The sequence below is a fragment of the Citrobacter sp. RHBSTW-01044 genome (assembly GCF_013781945.1).
GTDB classification, from domain to species: domain Bacteria; phylum Pseudomonadota; class Gammaproteobacteria; order Enterobacterales; family Enterobacteriaceae; genus Citrobacter; species Citrobacter braakii.
Genome location: NZ_CP056180.1, coordinates 2,556,993 through 2,575,821, shown reverse-complemented (window position 1 = coordinate 2,575,821; position 18,829 = coordinate 2,556,993). Strand labels below are relative to the sequence as shown.

The following is an 18,829-nucleotide window of genomic DNA, read 5'->3' as shown; positions in this document are numbered from 1 at the left end:
ATTACTTCGCTTCTATTTTAAAGGCGCGGGGTTGCGGGTTTTTGGTTTCAGGGCCAAACCAGACATCATAAATTTTTGCCGCCTGCCCGGTAGATTCCAGCCTCAAAAGCTCATCATTGACGGCTTTTAACAGCGCTGGCTCACCTTTTTTCACTCCCACGCCGATCTCTTCTTTGCTCAACAGATCAGGCAGAATTTTGAAATCTGCTTTATCCGGCGCACCGCTTAATAGACCAGCCAGAATCGTACTGTCCTGGGTGATGGCCTGAACATTGCCATTGCGTAGCGCGGTCAACGCCAGTGGAATATCGTCGTAGGCCAGCACACGCGACTGCGGGAAGCGCTGATGTAACGCCTGCTCACCGGTAGTGCCTTTCACCGCACCGATTCGCGCTTTGCTGTATGCATCGAGCTGGTCCGGGGATTTGGCCGGTACCAGGAACTGCTGCCCGGTAACAAAATAGGGGACGGAGAAGTCAATGACCTGCGCCCGCTCAGGCGTAATCGTGATATCCGCCACGATTAAATCGGCTTTACCGGATTGTAATAACGGAATGCGGTTTGCCGGATTAGTCGCTACCAGTTCCAGTTTTACGCCGAGGGATTTTGCCAGCGCTTCAGCAAAATCAACGTCATAGCCGACAATCTTATGCGTTTTTGCATCGATGGAGCCAAACGGCGGATTCGCGTCGAATGTCGCAACTTTTACTACACCAGCGGCTTTGATATCGGCCAGTTGGTCAGCCTGAGCCTGCGAGGCGGCAATGCCGGTGGCCAGCAGCACGCCGAGTGCCAGCAGTGTTTTTTTAGCGCGGTAAGTTTTCGTTGCCATCATGATGTAAATCCCTGTCGTTTTTGGTTTGTGCTTTTTACGCTCCCATAACTTACGTTCAGGACAAAATAAGAAAAAATTCTTATCTATTTACAAAATGTTATTAGTGAAAGCGGTGTTAACAATGGGTAAACGTGATGGGATATGTAGATAAGAGGAGGGGCATAGTCTGGCGGTAAAAAAACCGGCATTGCGCCGGTTTGGAAATCAGATTTTACAGGCGTCGCCGCAGTCATTATCAGCAATAATGTCCTGCGCTTTCTTGTCTGCATCTTCCAGACGTTCAGCATTACGCTCTTGCGCTTCTTCAAGTCCATCAAAGACCAGATTATCGAGATCAATTTCCATCATTCACCTGCTCAGGTTCAGCGTTTAACATCACATTATTATATTGCAAAAATGTTGCTTAACAGCAGCGATTCTTGCTACTTAGCGTCGAACTCAATTCGGGGTGCCTGTTTACCCGCCAGTTGACCAACAATTCGCCATTGCTAAAGAACCGTGAAGCGGAAATACCGAAAAATACTTGTGCCCTCGACTGTTCTACTTCCACTTTTTCATTAACGTGATGCGCGATCATTTTTAACAAATTAGCGACAAAATCACTATACATATAACTTAATATCTTTTATACATTAATTGTTCAACCCTGCGACTATTCCACAAAAGAGAAAGCTATATGGAACAGACACCTGATAAGAAAAACGATAATTTTCAAAAAGATGGCAAAGAACAGTTCAATCGCTCGATCGGTCTTATTTCAAACTTTGCGTTGGGTTTTACCTACCTTTCGCCGCTTACCGCCGTCTATTCGCTGTTTGCACTGGCCGTAACGCTGGCGGGGCCGCCCGCAGTCTGGTGGATTTTAATCGTCGCATGTGGACAACTTTTAGTGGCGTTGGTGTTTGGTGAGGTGGCTTCCCAGTATCCGATAACCGGCGGGCTTTATCCGTGGGCCAGAAGGTTATGGGGCAAGAAATATGCGTGGATCGCTGCCTGGATTTACCTGTGGGCACTGGTGGTCACCATTACGTCAATCGCGGAATATACTTCAACATTTGTTGAGTCGCTCTTCCACTATGGTCAGACGCCAGCCACTATGTTGGCGACTTCCGTCCTGCTGCTGCTTTTGATGATGGCTGTTAATATGTCCGGGACTAAAAATCTGGCCCGGGTTGCAAAAATTGGCTTCTGGTGTGAAATCGTTAGCGTGATTGCGCTGGGAATTTATCTGCTGATATTCCACCGTTCGCAGCCATTCTCCGTAATTTTTGATTCGATGGGCGTGCTGGCGCATGACGGCAGCTATTCCACCGCATTTATGTCTGCCGCGCTGATGGGGCTGTTTATGTTCTTTGGCTTTGAGGCCTGCGGTAACGTTGCGGAAGAGGTACAGAATCCGAGTAAAAAGATCCCGGTCGCGATGATTTTAAGCATCGTATTTGGTGCGATTTCGGCGATTATTTCCGTCATGGGATACCTCCTGGCTTCACCAAATCTGGTCAGTATCGTGAATGGCAAAACGTCTGACCCGATTCCGGCCATCCTTAATGAAGCTCTTGGTGAAACTGGCGCAACTATCTTTATCATCGTCGCGATTGTGGCGATGCTGTCGTGCATTTTGTCTCTGCAGGCTGCGTTAAGCCGCCTTATCTTTTCTTTCTCCCGCGACAGAATGCTGCCGGGAAGTGAGTGGATGTCAAAGATCTCTAAAAATGGCGTTCCGGATAATGCCATGGTTGTTAGCTGTCTGCTGCCAGTCATCATTTGCGTTTGGGTCTATTTTCAGCCAGACAATCTGTCGCGTATTACCGCGTTTGCCGTCATCGGTATTTATATCTCGTTCCAGATGGTTGTGCTTGCCGCACTGCGCCAGCGCCTGAAAGGCTGGAAACCGGCCGGGGAGTGGACCATTGGCGGTTGGGGCGTGATTGTGAACGTGCTGGCGCTAGCCTATGGATTGTGTGGGATCTGGTTGTTGGCGCAACCGGCAGACAGCAGCGATTTCATCGACCGTTGGACGGTACTGTTCGGCCTGGCGATTGTCGTTGGCTCCGGGCTTATCTATATGTTCCTGACCCGACCGTTTGGTCGCTCTGCTGCGCCGGAAAACGACGCCATTGCCTACGCTAACAAGCTGAATATGGGGCAGGATAACTAAAAACTAAGGGCCTTCGGGCCCTTAGTTTTGATAGTGATAAAGGATAAAGTAGTCGCTCTGATAAACAACGGTACTGTTTGCGGGAGAGAGTAATTCACCCACGCGAAAACGTGGCCAACTGGAAAAGATAATTCTGTTTTCCAGATTGGTCAGAATGACATAGTCAGGATGAGCGCAGGAGAGCAGTTCGGCCTCAATCTGACTGACCAGCAGATCGACGGCGGCAACGCCAAGAAACTGATCGTTGTAGTAGATCGGCACTGCCGAGGTCAGGGTGTAGGAAATATTGCAGATATAGTCGACGTAGGGACCGTGGATATAGGCTTTTCCTGCCGGAGGTGAGTGCTTAAACCACTCGAAGGTTCTGAAATCCAGACGTTGCTGGGTGGCCTGATCTAAATCGAGGTGCGCCTGACTCAAACCATTATCTTTCTTATACCACCATTCCAGCAGCCAATACTCTTTTGTGGTGGCAGTGCTCTCAATATGGCTGGCGAACCCGGCCCCTGAACAGTAATGATTGTTACTGAGGGTGCGCTTGATGTGTTGCTGAACGGTAGATCTCACCGATGGATCGAGGACAACTTCTGCTGAGGCCTTTTGCACCCCGGAAATCGCCTCATGGATGCTCCTCGCCAGCGCAACGGTAGAATCTACGGTAGAGGCGGTAATATCATCAATCTTACGAATTAATGCGCTTAAGGATGTCGAAGAGCTCATTGTCTGTCCTGCCTTCACTGATTGTCAGTTCGAGTTATATTTCAGCTTTTTTTCAATAAGGTAATAGGTAAACGTGTCGATGATCCGTGTGGCAAGCTGCACGGATTCTGCCTCGTTGTGAGCTGCCAGCGCATCGGCCAGTGCCGAGTAAAGCGCAATAATTTCGGCATGAATGTTGTCTGCGCGATAAAGTATCGCCACCAGCGATGCCCATTCAGCCTGGACCTGCAGCTCCTGATTGGCCAGTCGCGCCGAATGTGAACTGGCAGCTATCGCCAGTAGACAGCGCATATCGGCCTGGGTCATCAGCTCTGGTGAGTTTGCCTTGCTGAGCACCTCAACAAACTCGCGAAATTTGGCGATATCCGCGCCGGTCATCCGTCTGGAAGCCAGCCTTGCGCTATGGCTGATAATGGCGCAATGCATTTCGCCCAGGTCAGAAAGATAATCCGTACTGATCGCTTTGAACGGATGCAGGGCGCTGTTTTTGCCATCAATATTTTCGCAAACGAAGCTCCCGCCATTACGACCACGAACCGTATGGATAAGATTATTAGCCCGAAGCGTGTTTAGCGCTTCTCTGATAGTGATATGTGAGACACCCATCATCTTTGCCAAATCAGTTTCGTTGGGGAGCTGTTCTTTTGGCTCCAGCAACCCCGTGATAATGGCGTTTGACAGGCGCTGCACTATCTGGTCTGAACGACTGACCTGCCCGATAGGCGCAAATATGACCGCGTGAGTAATCATAATCTTTTCTGCACTCAATTCCCTGAAACAACGACCATTTTTAACACATGCCCGTCAGGCAAGGAAGGTAAGAATGGCCGAGTTATTTTACATGCCTATGCGCAATGTCACTGCACAAGCGGATGTGTGTCCCGATAACCTCATGATGAGCTGAGCATAAAGCCTCGGCTCACAATGAAAAGCCTTATCTCGAAAATGTAAAAATTAAGTTAAAAATGCGAGGCTTATCATAGTGTCAATGTTGCGCATTTGAAAATCTTTTACAATATATATATTACATAAGATTCTTTATGTATTAACGGGCAGGAGACAGACATGAAAACCCTGAAGCATTTTATTAATGGGCAATATGTAGCAGGTCGTAGCGAAGATACCTTCGAACTGGTGAGTCCGGTCGACGGCGAAACGTACGCATTATCACCCAACGCCAATGCGGAAGAGGTGGAGCAGGCCTACTCGGCGGCGGAGGCGGCGTTTAGCATCTGGCGAAAATCGACGCCGGCACAGCGGCAAAAGGCGTTATTGCAACTGGCAGATGAGATTGAACGAAACGTTGAGCGGCTGGTGAACGCGCAGAGTCAGGAGACCGGTCAGCTTCGCCATTTTATTGAGAAGGAAGAGATCGCGGCATCCTGCGATGCCATCCGCTTTTTTGCCGGTGCGGCGCGCTGTCTTGAAGGGAAAGCGGCAGGGGAATATTCCGCCGGGTTTACCTCGACTATCCGCCGTGAACCACTGGGTATCGTTGGACAAGTCACGCCATGGAACTACCCGTTCATGATGGCGGTATGGAAGATTGCGCCAGCGCTGGCGGCAGGCAATACGGTTGTATTAAAACCCAGCGACACCACGCCGGTCAGCACGCTGCTGTTGGCTGAACTGGCCGCGCCGTTGTTCCCAAGAGGGGCGTTTAACGTCGTATTAGGTAAAGCCAGCACCGGTTCGCTGGTGGTTTCAAACCCAAAGGCCTCACTGGTTTCGATTACCGGTTCGGTCCGCGCGGGCCTACAGGTTGCGGCTTCGGCAGCGGCGAACCTGACCAAGGCGCATCTGGAATTGGGCGGGAAAGCGCCTGCTGTGGTGTTTGCTGATGCAGATATGGACAAGGCGATCGCGACGATCACCACGGCAGGCTTCTTCAATGCCGGCCAGGATTGCACGGCGGCTACGCGTATTCTGGTCGAACAATCCATCTACGCTGAATTCCTGGAAAAGCTGGTTCAGAAAACGAAGAGTATTAAATTTGGACCGCCAGCGGATCAGGCTGCGCTATATGGCGCATTGAACAGTAAAAACCAACTGGAGCAGGTGAAAGGCTTTATTGCGCGTTTACCGGCACATGCAAAAATTGAAACAGGTGGGCGTGCCGGGCCAGGTCCGGGCTTCTATTTTGAGCCGACGATCGTCTCCGGATTGCATCAACATGACGAAGCTATTCAGCATGAAGTATTTGGACCGGTAATGACTATTCAGCCGTTTTCGACTGATGAAGAGGGTCTACACAAAGCGAATGATGTGGAATATGGTCTGGCCGCCAGCGTCTGGACCAGTAACCATGGTCGCGCACAGCGCTTCAGCATTGACCTCGATTTTGGCACCGTGTGGATTAACAATCACATTCCTCTGTGCGCCGAAATGCCGCACGGCGGGTTCAAAAAATCGGGGTATGGCAAAGATCTCTCATCCTACTCGCTCGAAGAATATACCCGGGTGAAACATATCATGTGTGACATTTCTGAATAGAGAGGATGTCGATGAAAACATTAAACATAGCGGTGCTTTCATTCGTGATGTTCTCGGGCTATAGCCTGGCAGAAAGCACATCGCTGAATACCGTTAAAGAGTACATGGCAGCCTGGAATGCACACGATGCTTCGCGAGCCGCGCAATATCTTGCTGATGACGCAGTCTATTATGATGCCGCCGCTGGCGAACCGATAAATGGCAGAGAAAAAGCTGAAAAAGAGGTTATCGGTGCCTTTATTAAGGCGGTGCCAGACCTGAGCTGGAAAATGGTCGGCAAACCCGTTTACGACGAAGATACCGTGGCGTTTCGTTGGGAATTTTCTGGCAAAAATAGTGGTGAATGGGCAGGGAGTCCGCCGACAAATAATCCGATAAAATTTGAAGGTGTCAGCTATATTCATGTTAAAGCAGGTAAAATCACCTGGCAGGGTGATTATTATGATTCTAAAAAACTGGATGAAGAGTTAAAGCCAGGGAAATAGTCGGCTGTACCCCTTTATTACTATGAAGGGGGACATCTCTTATTTGTGTCGTATTTAGGGCAGTGTGTAGCAATAAGGAAAAAAGTTAATGGCAATTACCAGACGTGATTTTCTCAACGGCGTCGCGGTGACTATTGCGGCGGGGCTTACCCCGCTGGAATGGGTCAGGGCGGCAGGAAAGGGAAACGCATTTATAGATGGAAATTATTATCCGCCAGGGCTGACGGGGCTGCGGGGTAATCATCCTGGGTCGTTTGAAATGGCGCATGCAGTAGGCCGCGAGCATAAACATTTTGATTTAAACGCTCTGCCCGTTGAGGAAGAGTACGATCTGGTGATTGTGGGCGGCGGTATTAGCGGGCTGGCTGCCGGTTGTTTCTGGCGCCAGCTTGCCGGTCAAAATAGCCGGATCCTGATCCTCGATAACCATGACGATTTTGGCGGGCACGCCAAACGTAACGAATTTACGAGCTCAGGTAAGAAATTACTCGGCTATGGCGGCAGCGAAGCATTCCAGTCGCCCGCGCACAATTTCAGCCCTGAGGTGCAAAAACTGATGGAAACCGTGGGCGTCAGCGTCACGCGGTTAAAAGAGAGCTTTGACGTAAACTTCTATCCCGACTGGCAGCTCAGTCGTGGCGTGTTCTTCGACAAAAAGAATTTTGGCGAAACAAAAATCGTCAGCGGCGATCCGGGGCGCGCGGTATCTGATGATATCCCGCCGAACAGGCTCAATGGCCGTAAAATTGAAGACTTTATCAATGATTTTCCGCTAAGTGAGCACGACCGAAAGGCGTTGATCGACCTGCACGTCCATCCTGGCGACTATCTTCCGGGCATGACGGTCGATGAGAAAATGGAATGGCTGGATACCCACAGCTACAGTGAATTTTTGGCCACAAAAGTTGGTTTGAGCAAAATGGCGCTGCTCTATTTTCAGCAGCGTTCTAATGACTTCTTTGCCATCGGCATTGAAGGCATTTCCTGTAGCGATGCCAGAGCGTGCGCATTACCCGGCATGGAGGCGCTGGGAATACCGCCGTTGGACGGCGAGTCGCTGGCCGACCTCGAAGAGCCGTATGTTTACCATTTCCCTGACGGTAACGCCGGGCTGGCCCGACTGTTAGTCAGGTATATGCTGCCGGATGCGCTACCGGGTAACACGATGGAAGACTCTGTCCTTGCCAGACTGCATTACGAAAAGCTGGATCTGCCGGAAAACACCACGCGCTTGCGTCTGAATAGCACGGTGATTAATGCGGCCAACACAAAGGATGGCGTGGTGGTGACCTATCTGCGTGACGGCAAAATGCATCGCGTGCGCGGTAAAAACACCATCATGGCGGGCTATAACATGATGATCCCGTATCTGGTGCCTGAGATGCCGGAACAGCAGCAGGCGGATCTCAAACTGAACGTGAAGGCACCGCTGGTGTACACCAACGTGGTGGTCAAAAACTGGCAGGCGTTCAAACAGCTTGGCGTGCATGAATTTTACTCTCCGGCCGCACCTTACAGCCGGATTAAGCTCGACTATCCGGTCAGCATCGGCGGGTATCAACACCCAGCCTCACCGGACGATCCGATGGTCATTCACATGGTCTATGTGCCTACTTATCCGGGCAGTAATTTGTCGGCCAGAGAACAGTTCCGTCTGGGGCGAGCGTATTTACTGGGGACCACATTTGCGACGCATGAGGAGATGATTCGCTCCCAGTTGCAGGAAATGTTTGGCTCAACGGGCTTTGATAATCAACGCGATATCTCCGCCATTACGGTTAACCGCTGGGCGCATGGCTATGCGTATTACGCCAACGCGTTGTTCGATGATATGGATAAAATGCCAGAAATTATCGAGCGGGCGCGTCAGCCAGTTGGTCGCATTGCCATCGCTAATTCCGATTCTGACTGGGGCGCTTATGCCCATACGGCCATCGATCAGGCATGGCGTGCGGTTAATGAACTCAAGGATATGGGGTGATCTATGCGTAATGTAACCGTTCTTGCCGCCTGTTTGTTTACCGCCTCTGTGAGTGCAGCGGAATCTAACGGCGAATATATCGCCCGTATCTCTGACTGTGTGGCCTGTCATACCACCGAAGGGGGCGCGGCGATGGCGGGTGGCAAAAAGTTTCCTACTCCGGTAGGGGATATTTATTCGACCAACATTACCCCAGACAAGACCCAGGGTATTGGTAATTACTCATACGAGGATTTTGACAAGGCCGTACGTCAGGGAATTGCTAAAGATGGTCATCTACTCTATCCGGCCATGCCTTATCCCTCTTACGCGAAACTTTCTGATGACGATGTACAGGCGTTGTATCGCTATTTTATGCATGATGTCACCCCCTCTGCGCAGCCCAATAAAGAGAATGCCATTCCGTGGCTACTCTCCGCCCGCTGGCCGCTGCATATCTGGAACTGGCTATTTACCGACGCGCCAGCGACGGCTGTAGAACGTGCAAAAACGGATGACAACGCTGCGTTAGTAAAACGGGGCGCTTATCTGGTGGAAGGTCCCGGACACTGCGGTTCTTGCCATACCCCGAGAGGCATGGCGATGAACGAAAAAGCGTATACCAATGCTGATGCCGAGTACCTGAGCGGCGCGATGATCGACGGCTGGTATGCGCCTTCGCTACGCGGCACGGGAATGTCTGAGCAGGAATTAAAATCGCTGTTGCTGACCGGTAAAAGCAAGCATGCCGCGGTTTCAGGTTCGATGGCTGAAGTCGTTACGCAGAGTACACAGTACCTGACCGATGACGATGCCACGGCGATCGCGCAATATTTGCTGAGCCTGAAAAGCGAGAAGCCTGAAACGGTGCGCGCAGCGGCAACTACGGTGTCCTGGTCGAATTCACCCGAGGCGGGCAAAGTGACCTATAACCGCTACTGCTCCACCTGTCACGGTCTGGAGGGGAAAGGTACGGATGATAACGCACCTTCTTTGATCAACAATCCGTTGGTGATGGTTGATGACCCGACGCCGCTGTTCAGAGTGATTGCCCACGGCGCAGAAACACCGACAACGCGTGGCAGCGTCTCCTTTAAGATGCCGGCTTACGGTGGCATGTTAAGCGACAACGAAATGCGCGACGTGATTAATTACGTGCGTAAAAGTTGGGGAGAAGGGAATGGCGAAGTAAGCCAGGAGGACCTGGCAGGGATTAAAAAAGCGTCACATTAAACAGCATGTCGGATGGACAAGGTGCTTGCAGCGCCATCCGGCAGTGCTTAAACGGCGTTTACTCTGATAATACCCACCAGTCGGGTAAACGCCGCCGCCATTTCATGCTCTGCAATACTGGCAAATCCCAGCAGCAGGCCGCTGCGTTTCTCTTCATTCACGTAATAGCGAGACAGCGGGCGCACCAGCAGCCCTTGCGCATTCGCCTGTTGGGCAATGACAACGTCATCGCTCCCGACGGGCAACTGTAGAATCATGTGCAGCCCGGCGTTGCTGCTGAAGGAGCCAAGATACTGCTCGCCCAACTGGCGGCTGATAAGCTCCACCAACGTCTGGCGGCGACGACTGTACAACTGGCGCATTTTACGAATGTGCGCCGCGTAGTAACCCTCGCGGATAAACTCCGCCAGCGCTGCCTGAATCAACAAATGTCCACCACGATAGAGGTCGTTATGAACCTTCTTCAGCGGCGCGGCGAGCGGTTTGGGCAGTACCACATAACCGAGCCGCAGTGCGGGATAGAGTGTTTTACTGAATGTCCCGATATAGATGACCGGCGTCTCTTCTTCCAGACCCTGCAATGATGGAATTGGCTGGCCGGAAAAGCGAAACTCGCTGTCGTAGTCATCTTCCACTATCCAGCTTCGCGTTTCACGTGCGCGAAAGAGAAGTGCCCGACGGCGGTTGAGGCTCATTACCGAACCGAGCGGATATTGATGTGACGGTGTCACAAAAATCAGCTTTGGCGCAGATTCGCCAGCCTCCAGCGGCACCATACCTTGTTCATCAACCGGGATCGCCGAAAAGTTAACCGCATTGATGCGCAGAATATTTTTGATTCCCCAGTAGCCCGGCTCCTCAATCCAGGCGTTATCCCCCGGGTTGCATAGCGTCCGGGTCACCAGATCCAGCGCCTGGTGAATACCTTCAGTAATCAGAATTTGCGCCGGTGAACACCGCACCCCGCGTGCGGTGCGCAGATAGTCTGCCAGCGCTTCTTTCAGCTCAGTCACGCCGCCTGCGGCATCGTACGTGAGAAACTCCGGGCGCAACCGTCTCGCCAGCCGATCCTGAATTTTTTTGAGCACCCGGTGAGGGAAATGCTCCACATCAGGCACGCCTGGAATAAATGCGCCCCATTGACGGGGGCTGGCGCTGGCATGACCCAGCAGCTCAAGGCAGCGGGCAGATAAGCGGGTGTGATCCTCCAGTGTGGCGGCAACGGGCTCTTTGTGGGGACGCAGGTCGAGATTGTCCAGCACGCTGTCGGTGACAAATGTGCCGCTGCTGGTGCGCGCGGAAATATAACCTTCGGCCTGCAATTGCTCGTAAACCCGCAGGACGGTATTGCGCGATAGCGTCAGTTCGCCTGCCAGATCACGCGACGGAGGCATTCGGGTCGCCGGTTTCAGGCTACCTTCGAGGATGCAACTGCAGATGGCGGCATACAGGCGACGATGCAGCTTTTCATCGGTCTGCTGGCTAAATGCCTGCTTGATCACATCTCCGGCAAGTGAACGCATTTGGATCCTTAAAATAAAACGATTTGGCTCTCGATTAAAGTACCAGATGGCGTCTAAATTTAAAGGGTAATTCAACCTAAATGTATTAATGGACAAGGTGTAGAGAATGAACAATAAAAACCTGCAACAACGTCGTCTGGATGCCACCCCGCGTGGCGTGGGTGTAATGTGTGATTTTTATGCCCAGTCAGCAGAAAACAGCACAATTACCGATATCGAAGGCAATCAGTACATTGATTTTGCCGCCGGGATTGCCGTGCTGAACACCGGACACCGTCATCCTCGCCTGGTGCAGGCAGTCGAAGCGCAACTGCAGGCTTTTACCCATACGGCTTATCAGATTGTCCCGTACGAAAGCTATGTGTCTTTGGCGGAGAAAATCAACGCCGTTGCGCCAATCGACGGCAAGCGCAAAACCACATTCTTCACCACCGGGGCTGAAGCGGTCGAAAATGCGGTGAAAATTGCGCGCGCACATACCGGCCGTCCTGGCGTTATTGCTTTTGGCGGCGGTTTTCATGGGCGTACCTACATGACGATGGCGTTAACCGGCAAGGTGGCGCCGTATAAAAAAGGGTTCGGCCCGTTCCCTGGCTCCGTTTACCACGCACCGTATCCTTGCGAGTTGCAGGGGATTTCTACGGCGGACTCCATCAAAGCGATTGAGCGCCTGTTTAAAGCCGATATCGATCCCACTCAGGTCGCGGCGATTATTTTCGAGCCCGTCCAGGGTGAAGGGGGCTTCGTGGTGGCGCCGCCGGAGTTTGTGGCTGCCATCCGCCGTATTTGCGACGAGCATGGCATCGTGATGATTGCCGATGAGGTGCAAAGCGGGTTTGCCCGTACAGGCCAGTTGTTTGCGATGGACCACTACGCTGACAAAGCTGACCTGATGACTATGGCAAAAAGCCTTGCAGGCGGCATGCCGCTGTCTGGCGTCGTGGGCAAAGCTGAAATTATGGATGCGCCTGCGCCGGGTGGTCTGGGCGGAACCTACGCCGGAAACCCGCTGTCAATTGCGGCAGCTCATGCGGTGCTGGATATTATTCGTGATGAACAGCTGTGCCAGCGTGCGGCAGCTCTTGGCGAACAACTGCGCGCCACTCTGACTGACGCGCAAACCGGGTGTCCTGAACTGGCCGAAGTGCGCGGCTTAGGCTCTATGATCGCCGCTGAATTCTGTGATGCAGCGACGGGAGAACCCAACGCAGCCGCCGCACAACGCGTGCAGAAGAAAGCCCTTGAGCAAGGATTACTGCTGCTGACCTGTGGTCAGTATGGCAACGTTATTCGTTTCCTTTATCCGCTGACGATCCCGCAGGATCAGTTCGTCAAAGCGCTCGATATCATTAAAGCGGCAACCAAATAATCCGTTAGTCCTAGTGTTACCCACAGCCGAAGGTGGTCATCACCGTCGGCTTTTTTGTCGGCATAAATTGATCTTCCTCGTGTGTCGTGCGGTATTTATCGCGAATGGGTTGCCTGTTATATCGTTATATAATTTAATACACATCGTTTTTACTCCGCTATCCAGATGGTATCCCATGTTAACTTTCCGCTCTTTTGTGCTGGTATGCGCCAGCATGTTGTTTACGTTTTCTGCCCAGGCCGACCGTACGATCACCGACCAGCTTGGTCGTCAGGTCACGATTCCGGACCACGTCGACAAAGTGGTCGTGCTGCAACACCAGACGCTGAATATTCTGGTCCAGCTTAATGCTCAGCAGGACATTATTGGCGTGATGTCGAGCTGGAAAAAACAGCTCGGGCCTGAGTTTGCGCGCTTTATGCCGACAATTGCCACATTGCCGACGCCGGGCGATCTCACCAGCGTGAATATTGAAAGCCTACTGGCGATTCATCCACAGGTGGTTTTTGTCGCCAACTATGCGCCAGCGGAGATGATCCAGCAGATTCAGAACGCCGGTATTCCGGTCGTGGCAATCTCATTGCGCAAGGATGCAGCCGGGCAACAGAATAAAATGAACCCGACCATGGCAGATGAAGAGCAGGTCTACAACGAAGGGTTAAAGCAGGGGATTCGCCTGATTGCGGACGTCGTGGGGCGCAAACCGCAAGCTGAGACGTTAATCGACTACGTTTTTGCGGCGCGGGCAAAATTCAATGCGCCGGTCGCAAAAATCCCGGATGCGCAAAAAGTCCGTATTTATATGGCTAACCCCGACCTGATGACTTACGGTTCCGGGAAGTACACGGGACTCATGATGCAGCACGCGGGTGGGCTAAACGTGGCGGCTGCCAGTGTAAAAGGCGCCCGTCAGGTTGCGCTGGAACAGGTATTGGCGTGGAACCCGCAGGTAATTTTTGTTCAGGATCGCTACCCGCAGGTGGTAACGGAGATCCAAAACGATCCTAACTGGCAGGGGATTGATGCGGTGAAAAATCATCGCGTCTGGTTGATGCCTGAGTACGCCAAAGCCTGGGGCTATCCGATGCCAGAAGCGTTGGCGATTGGTGAGCTGTGGATGGCCAAAAAACTGTACCCGGACGCCTATAAAGACGTGGATGTTGATGCGCAGGCGCAAGACTACTATCAGCGTTTTTATGGTGTGAACTGGCAGCCTGATGCAGTTAAGTAAGCGCATTTTACTCCAGCAACCACTCTTAATCGCGACGGTCCTGTTGCTGGGCCTTGGTTCGTTGTGCCTCGGACAATATCCGCTGTCGTTAAGCGAAGTCTTTTATCACCTGATGCACTATAGCGACGCTGAAGGGATTGCCGGTCAGGTTATCTGGACGGTCAGGCTACCGCGAATTCTGATGGCGCTGCTGGCGGGTGGGGCGTTGGGGTTATGTGGCGCGACGCTGCAAGGGGTATTTCATAATCCGCTGGTCGACCCGCATATTATTGGCGTGACGTCCGGGGCCGCTTTTGGCGGAACGCTGGCTATTCTGCTCGGCCTGTCGCCGTGGTTGATGATGGGTTCAACGTTTTTCTTCGGTCTGACGGCGCTGGTCCTGGTGTATGCCATTGCTGCGCTGCAGGGGCTGGAGAATACGCTGGTGCTGATCTTGTCGGGTATCATTTTGAGTGGTTTTTTTGCCGCGCTGGTGAGCCTGATTCAGTATCAGGCTGATACCGAAGAAACGTTACCCAATATCGTGTTCTGGCTGCTCGGCAGCTTTGCGACGGCTAACTGGCATAAAGTTCTGCTGTTGGCGATTCCAGTCGGTATCGCTGCGACAGTTTTGTACCAGCTACGCTGGCGGATAAACCTGTTATCACTCAATGATAAAGATGCCCGTTCGCTAGGCGTCGCGGTAGTTCCTCTGCGACGCAGCGTTTTGCTGTGCTGCGCTTTTTTAGTCGCCGCTCAGGTAGCGGTCAGCGGCAGTATCGCCTGGGTTGGGTTGGTTATTCCGCATCTGGCGCGTTTGCTGGTGGGGGTTGATCATCGTCGTCTACTGCCGTGCGCCTTCTGGATGGGAGGCGGTTTTATGATTGTGGTGGATGATATTGCGCGTACCCTGATGCACGCGGAGATACCGCTTGGGATCATCACCGCAATATTCGGCGCGCCGCTGTTTGCTTTTTTACTCATCCGCTCCAGCCGCCGGGGGACATCATGAAACCTGCCGCATTGCGTGTAAATACGCTTACTTATGGGTATCGCGTGCCGCTATTTGAGCCGCTTACATTCAGTTGTCAGAAAGGTGAGATCTGGGCTGTGCTGGGACGTAACGGCCTGGGGAAAAGTACGCTGCTCGATACGCTAACCGGCACGCTGCCAGCTTTGGACGGCAGCATTGAAAATGACGGCGGGATAGGAATTGTGGCGCAGCATTGCCACCTGCCATTTCCTTATACGGTGAGCGACGTGGTGCTGATGGGGCGGGTACAGCACGTGAAGCTTTTTGCGCAACCCAGCCAGCAGGATCAACAAAGAGCGACCCAGGCGCTGGAGCAGTTAAATATTGCCCAGCTTGCTTCCCACTCGTTTAGCTTACTTTCCGGGGGGCAACAGCAACTGGTGATGATAGCCCGGGCGCTGGTGACGGAGTGTCAAACGCTGCTGCTTGATGAACCGTGCTCCGCGCTGGATCTCGCCAATCAGCAGGTGGTGCTTCAGCTCATCAGCGATCTGGCCCATCTACAGGGATGCAGCATTCTTTTTTCGACCCACGATCCGCTGCATGCGTTACAAATAGCCACCCATACTTTGCTGCTGCTCCCCGAAGGAAAATGGCGGGCAGGGCCAACGGACAGCATTGTGACGGAAGAGAATCTGTTCCAGGCCTATGGCTTACCGCTGCGAAAACTCAGTCTGGAGAACCACCCGACGCCGTTTATCGCACCGCTGTTTTCTGTTCGTCGTTAAGAGGTAAAAACCCGGCGGCGGTAAGAAACGCCTGACCGCCGTTGGAGAGCATGAATTTAACCAGCGCCATCACCTCGTTGGATGCCTCGAGCACCGCCAGTTGGTATTCGCAGCGAATATTGTGCTCATCAGGGATAGCTACATAATGCACGTCGGGTTGGGCGCGCAGCGTTTTCGCGTAATGCGCGTAGCCGATAAACAGATCGGCCAGTCCCTGGCGAAGGATCCAAGCGCTCGCCAGTTCACCAGACGGGATTTTCACCGTATCACGCCCACCAACCAGCGGGATGGCGCGCGCCCTAAGCTGTTGTCCGAGTCCTGGCTCCAGTACATCCATATTGTCGAAAAATGCCCAGGTATAGTCTCCGGAAGGGTCGCAGCCGGGCGTGGATGTACCTATTCGTAGCGTTGGGTCGCGGAGCAAATCCAGCCAGGCGCCGTTTCGGTTGCTGACCAGACTCAGTTGATTCCAGCTAAAGGTTTGCGTGAGGACAGCTTTTTGCAAAGCCAGCAGGCGTTGCGGGTGCTCCCGATTGGCTGAGGCAAAGAGCGCACACGGTTCACCGGCTTCAATACGCTCGCGTAATAAACCGGCCGGACCATATTCCACTTTCACGTCTATTCCACTATGGCGCGAGAACTGGCTTATCAAAGGGGCAAATGCCAGGCGTAAACTGCCCGCGGCAAACAGAATAATGGAAGAGGGCATGGTATCCGATCTCTGGCGAAAAAGGTTTGCGAAGAGGATAAATGATACGCGCTGAGCATAGCGTTTAGAAGGCTTTGGCGCATCGCTTTGTGCCAGCATCATACGGAGTAATGATTAAGCTTAAGGTTACGAGCAGGGGAATAAAAAGAAATTATGAGGAGTAACGAAGGGAAATAGCACCAAATTATAGAATATAATTTGGTGCGTCCGAGTGGACTCGAACCACCGACCCCCACCATGTCAAGGTGGTGCTCTAACCAACTGAGCTACGGACGCAAGATGGTGCGTTCAATTGGACTCGAACCAACGACCCCCACCATGTCAAGGTGGTGCTCTAACCAACTGAGCTATGAACGCAACGTTGTAGGTGACAACGGGGACGAATATTAGCGGCACAGACCGAATGAGGCAAGAGGGAAATAGCATTTTTCTTCCTGAACTCACGCGATTGCAGAGTAATTAAGCAAGTTGATTATATTTTGTTGATTTTGCAGCGTGTTTTTTATTCAGACAGTGCGCTGGGGCATAATGGGGACGGTTTGAATGACAGGTGCGCTCAGACTTTAAGCGCAGCAAGGATCGCGGTTTCTATTTTCTCAGGGGTAGTGAACGGCGAAAAACGCTTGAGCGGTTTGCCGTCACGTCCGATCAGGAACTTAGTGAAATTCCACTTAATACGCCCACCCAGCACGCCGGGTAATTCGTTTTTCAGGTAACGAAACACCGGATGCGTAGCAGCACCGTTGACTTCCACTTTCTCAAATATCGGGAAGCTCACACCGTAGTTGATGTGACAGGTTTGCGAGATTTCGTCGGCCCCGCCGGGCTCCTGATTACCGAACTGGTTGCAGGGGAAACCAAGCACCACCAGACCCTGCGCGGCGTACTTCTTGTAAAGCGCTTCGAGGCCTGCATATTGCGGCGTGAAGCCACAATGGCTGGCAGTATTGACCACCAGAACCAGTTTGCCAGCATAGTCGGCCATAGAGACGGGCTCACCATGCAGACGGGTGGCTGTAAGTTGATAAAAGGTGATCATGCCGGAATCCTCAAATAAGATCGCATTACTCATTTTATTATGGTCGCAACTGTCTGATTAATAAACTGACCGTTAAAGTGCTGCCGATTTATTATTTTGTCGGGTTATCGCTAATTTTTTTAAACGCGTCACCCCAGCAGCATCGTTAGGTGACGACTAAAAATGGGGGACGTGACGTTGTGGGCGATTGTCACTGCGACAAACACGTGACAGATATAAAAAAATCCACGCCTGGCGTGGATTTAGAGAGAGTGTGAGAGCAGGGGATTAACGTTCGTGCTTTGCCATTAGCAGTGCCAGGTCGACGAGGCGATTAGAGAATCCCCATTCGTTGTCGTACCACGCCAGAATTTTGACCATATTGCCGCCAATCACCAGCGTTGACAGGCCGTCGATGATGGATGAGCGCGGGTCACCCTGATAGTCGCTTGAGACAAGCGGTTCATCGCTGTAACCGAGGATCCCTTTCAGTGGCCCTGTCGCGGCGGCGTCACGAAACGCATTATTGACCTCCTCTGCTGTAACATCCCGCTCAAGCGTTACGGTCAGATCGACAATGGACACCACCGGAACCGGTACGCGCAGCGAGTAACCGGTTAAGCGACCATCCAGCTCCGGGATGACTTTGCCAAGCGCCTTCGCGGCACCGCTGGAGTAGGGGACAATCGACAATGCAGCGGCGCGGGCACCACGAAGATCTTTTTCCGGCTGGTCGTGCAGCGCCTGGCTGTTGGTATAGGCGTGGGTGGTATTCATCAAACCATGCCTAATGCCGAAATGTTGGTGCAAAACCTGTGCGGCAGGTGCCAGACCGTTAGTGGTGCAGCTACCGTTGCTGACGACAAAGTGTTTATCCGCGGAGTAGAGGTGATCGTTAACGCCCATCACGATGGTTAAATCATCGTTCTTACCAGGGGCGGAGATAATCACTCGTTTTGCGCCACCGCTGTGGATATGCACCGCCGCCTTGTCACGTTCAGTGAAGAAGCCGGTTGCTTCAATGACAATATCGACTTCACGCTGACGCCATGGGATGTTGGCTGGGTCGCGTTCACTGAATACGGTGATGGATTTACCGTTAACCACCAACTGCCCCTCACCGGCGGTGACGTCGGCGTCGAGTTTACCGAGCAGCGAGTCGTATTTCAGCAGATGCGCCAGCGTTTTACTGTCTGTCAGATCGTTGATTGCCACGATCTGGATCTCCGGGTTACCCAGTGCAGCACGCAGTACGTTACGTCCGATACGGCCAAAACCGTTAATACCGACCTTTACCATGATGAACTCCTTATCTGTTGTCTCTGGAGTCAATTTAGGCCGGTCACGGATTGGCG

At 52.4% G+C, this 18,829-nt stretch carries 17 protein-coding genes and 2 tRNA genes; 9 read left to right on the top strand and 10 right to left on the bottom strand.

The genetic code is table 11. The features are described from left to right. Window position 1 precedes the first annotated feature (1 nt). Window positions 2-835, bottom strand: coding sequence for an ABC transporter substrate-binding protein (locus HV352_RS12435; protein ID WP_016156383.1), 834 nt, complete (start codon window positions 833-835; stop codon window positions 2-4). A 204-nt stretch (window positions 836-1,039) separates the two neighbouring features. Continuing rightward, window positions 1,040-1,180, bottom strand: coding sequence for a hypothetical protein (locus HV352_RS12430; RefSeq protein ID WP_016152930.1), 141 nt, complete (start codon window positions 1,178-1,180; stop codon window positions 1,040-1,042). A 331-nt stretch (window positions 1,181-1,511) separates the two neighbouring features. Between HV352_RS12430 and HV352_RS12425 the strand changes: the two genes are divergently transcribed. After that, on the top strand, window positions 1,512-2,993 hold the full coding sequence (locus HV352_RS12425) for an APC family permease (RefSeq protein WP_016152931.1): 1,482 nt from the start codon (window positions 1,512-1,514) through the stop codon (window positions 2,991-2,993). A 21-nt stretch (window positions 2,994-3,014) separates the two neighbouring features. On the opposite strand, the gene HV352_RS12420 is transcribed toward HV352_RS12425, so the two are convergent. Beyond that, window positions 3,015-3,713 carry a cache domain-containing protein gene (locus HV352_RS12420; protein ID WP_016152932.1) on the bottom strand — a complete coding sequence of 233 codons (699 nt, stop codon included), beginning with the start codon at window positions 3,711-3,713 and terminating at the stop codon, window positions 3,015-3,017. 24 nt (window positions 3,714-3,737) lie between these two features. Beyond that, window positions 3,738-4,463: a GntR family transcriptional regulator gene (locus HV352_RS12415; RefSeq protein ID WP_016156385.1), complete on the bottom strand. Its 726-nt coding sequence runs from the start codon at window positions 4,461-4,463 to the stop codon at window positions 3,738-3,740. Window positions 4,464-4,778: 315 nt separating this feature from the next. Here HV352_RS12415 and HV352_RS12410 point away from each other — a divergent pair, with 315 nt between their 5' ends. The 4 genes from HV352_RS12410 to HV352_RS12395 all read left to right on the top strand — a co-directional run bounded on the left by HV352_RS12410 (window position 4,779) and on the right by HV352_RS12395 (window position 9,884). Further along, on the top strand, window positions 4,779-6,206 hold the full coding sequence (locus HV352_RS12410) for a gamma-aminobutyraldehyde dehydrogenase (RefSeq protein WP_016152934.1): 1,428 nt from the start codon (window positions 4,779-4,781) through the stop codon (window positions 6,204-6,206). An 11-nt stretch (window positions 6,207-6,217) separates the two neighbouring features. Continuing rightward, complete coding sequence (locus HV352_RS12405) at window positions 6,218-6,691, top strand: ester cyclase (protein WP_016152935.1); 474 nt, start codon at window positions 6,218-6,220, stop codon at window positions 6,689-6,691. An 88-nt stretch (window positions 6,692-6,779) separates the two neighbouring features. Next, window positions 6,780-8,672 carry an NAD(P)/FAD-dependent oxidoreductase gene (locus tag HV352_RS12400; protein ID WP_016156387.1) on the top strand — a complete coding sequence of 631 codons (1,893 nt, stop codon included), beginning with the start codon at window positions 6,780-6,782 and terminating at the stop codon, window positions 8,670-8,672. 3 nt (window positions 8,673-8,675) lie between these two features. Beyond that, a complete protein-coding gene (locus HV352_RS12395; RefSeq protein WP_181634780.1) occupies window positions 8,676-9,884 on the top strand; it encodes a cytochrome c in 1,209 nt (402 codons plus the stop codon). Between the two features lie 47 nt (window positions 9,885-9,931). Here HV352_RS12395 and HV352_RS12390 read toward each other — a convergent pair whose 3' ends face one another. Then, entirely contained in the window at window positions 9,932-11,407 is a 1,476-nt protein-coding gene (locus HV352_RS12390; RefSeq protein ID WP_019076698.1) for a PLP-dependent aminotransferase family protein, read from the bottom strand. 106 nt (window positions 11,408-11,513) lie between these two features. Between HV352_RS12390 and puuE the strand changes: the two genes are divergently transcribed. From puuE to HV352_RS12370, 4 genes are all read left to right on the top strand, one after another. Beyond that, window positions 11,514-12,776, top strand: a complete 1,263-nt coding sequence (puuE, locus tag HV352_RS12385; protein WP_019076699.1) for a 4-aminobutyrate transaminase — start codon at window positions 11,514-11,516, stop codon at window positions 12,774-12,776. Between the two features lie 175 nt (window positions 12,777-12,951). Continuing rightward, window positions 12,952-14,007, top strand: a complete 1,056-nt coding sequence (locus tag HV352_RS12380) for an ABC transporter substrate-binding protein (protein WP_019076700.1) — start codon at window positions 12,952-12,954, stop codon at window positions 14,005-14,007. Further along, a complete protein-coding gene (locus HV352_RS12375) occupies window positions 13,994-14,998 on the top strand; it encodes an iron ABC transporter permease (RefSeq protein ID WP_047417753.1) in 1,005 nt (334 codons plus the stop codon). Before HV352_RS12380 ends, HV352_RS12375 begins: the two co-directional genes overlap by 14 nt. Then, window positions 14,995-15,747, top strand: a complete 753-nt coding sequence (locus HV352_RS12370) for an ABC transporter ATP-binding protein (RefSeq protein ID WP_181634779.1) — start codon at window positions 14,995-14,997, stop codon at window positions 15,745-15,747. The genes HV352_RS12375 and HV352_RS12370 overlap by 4 nt, the downstream gene beginning before the upstream one ends. On the opposite strand, the gene HV352_RS12365 is transcribed toward HV352_RS12370, so the two are convergent. The 5 genes from HV352_RS12365 to gap form a co-directional block, all read right to left on the bottom strand. Continuing rightward, window positions 15,716-16,456 (bottom strand): substrate-binding domain-containing protein, encoded by a 741-nt coding sequence (locus HV352_RS12365; RefSeq protein ID WP_181635474.1) that lies wholly within the window; start codon window positions 16,454-16,456, stop codon window positions 15,716-15,718. The two genes, HV352_RS12370 and HV352_RS12365, sit on opposite strands and share 32 nt — an antisense overlap. Window positions 16,457-16,655: 199 nt before the next feature. Then, window positions 16,656-16,732: transfer RNA gene (locus HV352_RS12360), tRNA-Val, on the bottom strand. A gap of 4 nt (window positions 16,733-16,736) precedes the next feature. Next, window positions 16,737-16,813, bottom strand: a tRNA-Val gene (locus tag HV352_RS12355). A 199-nt stretch (window positions 16,814-17,012) separates the two neighbouring features. Beyond that, window positions 17,013-17,495: a glutathione peroxidase gene (locus HV352_RS12350; RefSeq protein ID WP_019076704.1), complete on the bottom strand. Its 483-nt coding sequence runs from the start codon at window positions 17,493-17,495 to the stop codon at window positions 17,013-17,015. 267 nt (window positions 17,496-17,762) lie between these two features. Beyond that, a complete protein-coding gene (gap, locus tag HV352_RS12345) occupies window positions 17,763-18,773 on the bottom strand; it encodes a type I glyceraldehyde-3-phosphate dehydrogenase (RefSeq protein WP_019076705.1) in 1,011 nt (336 codons plus the stop codon). Window positions 18,774-18,829 lie beyond the last annotated feature (56 nt).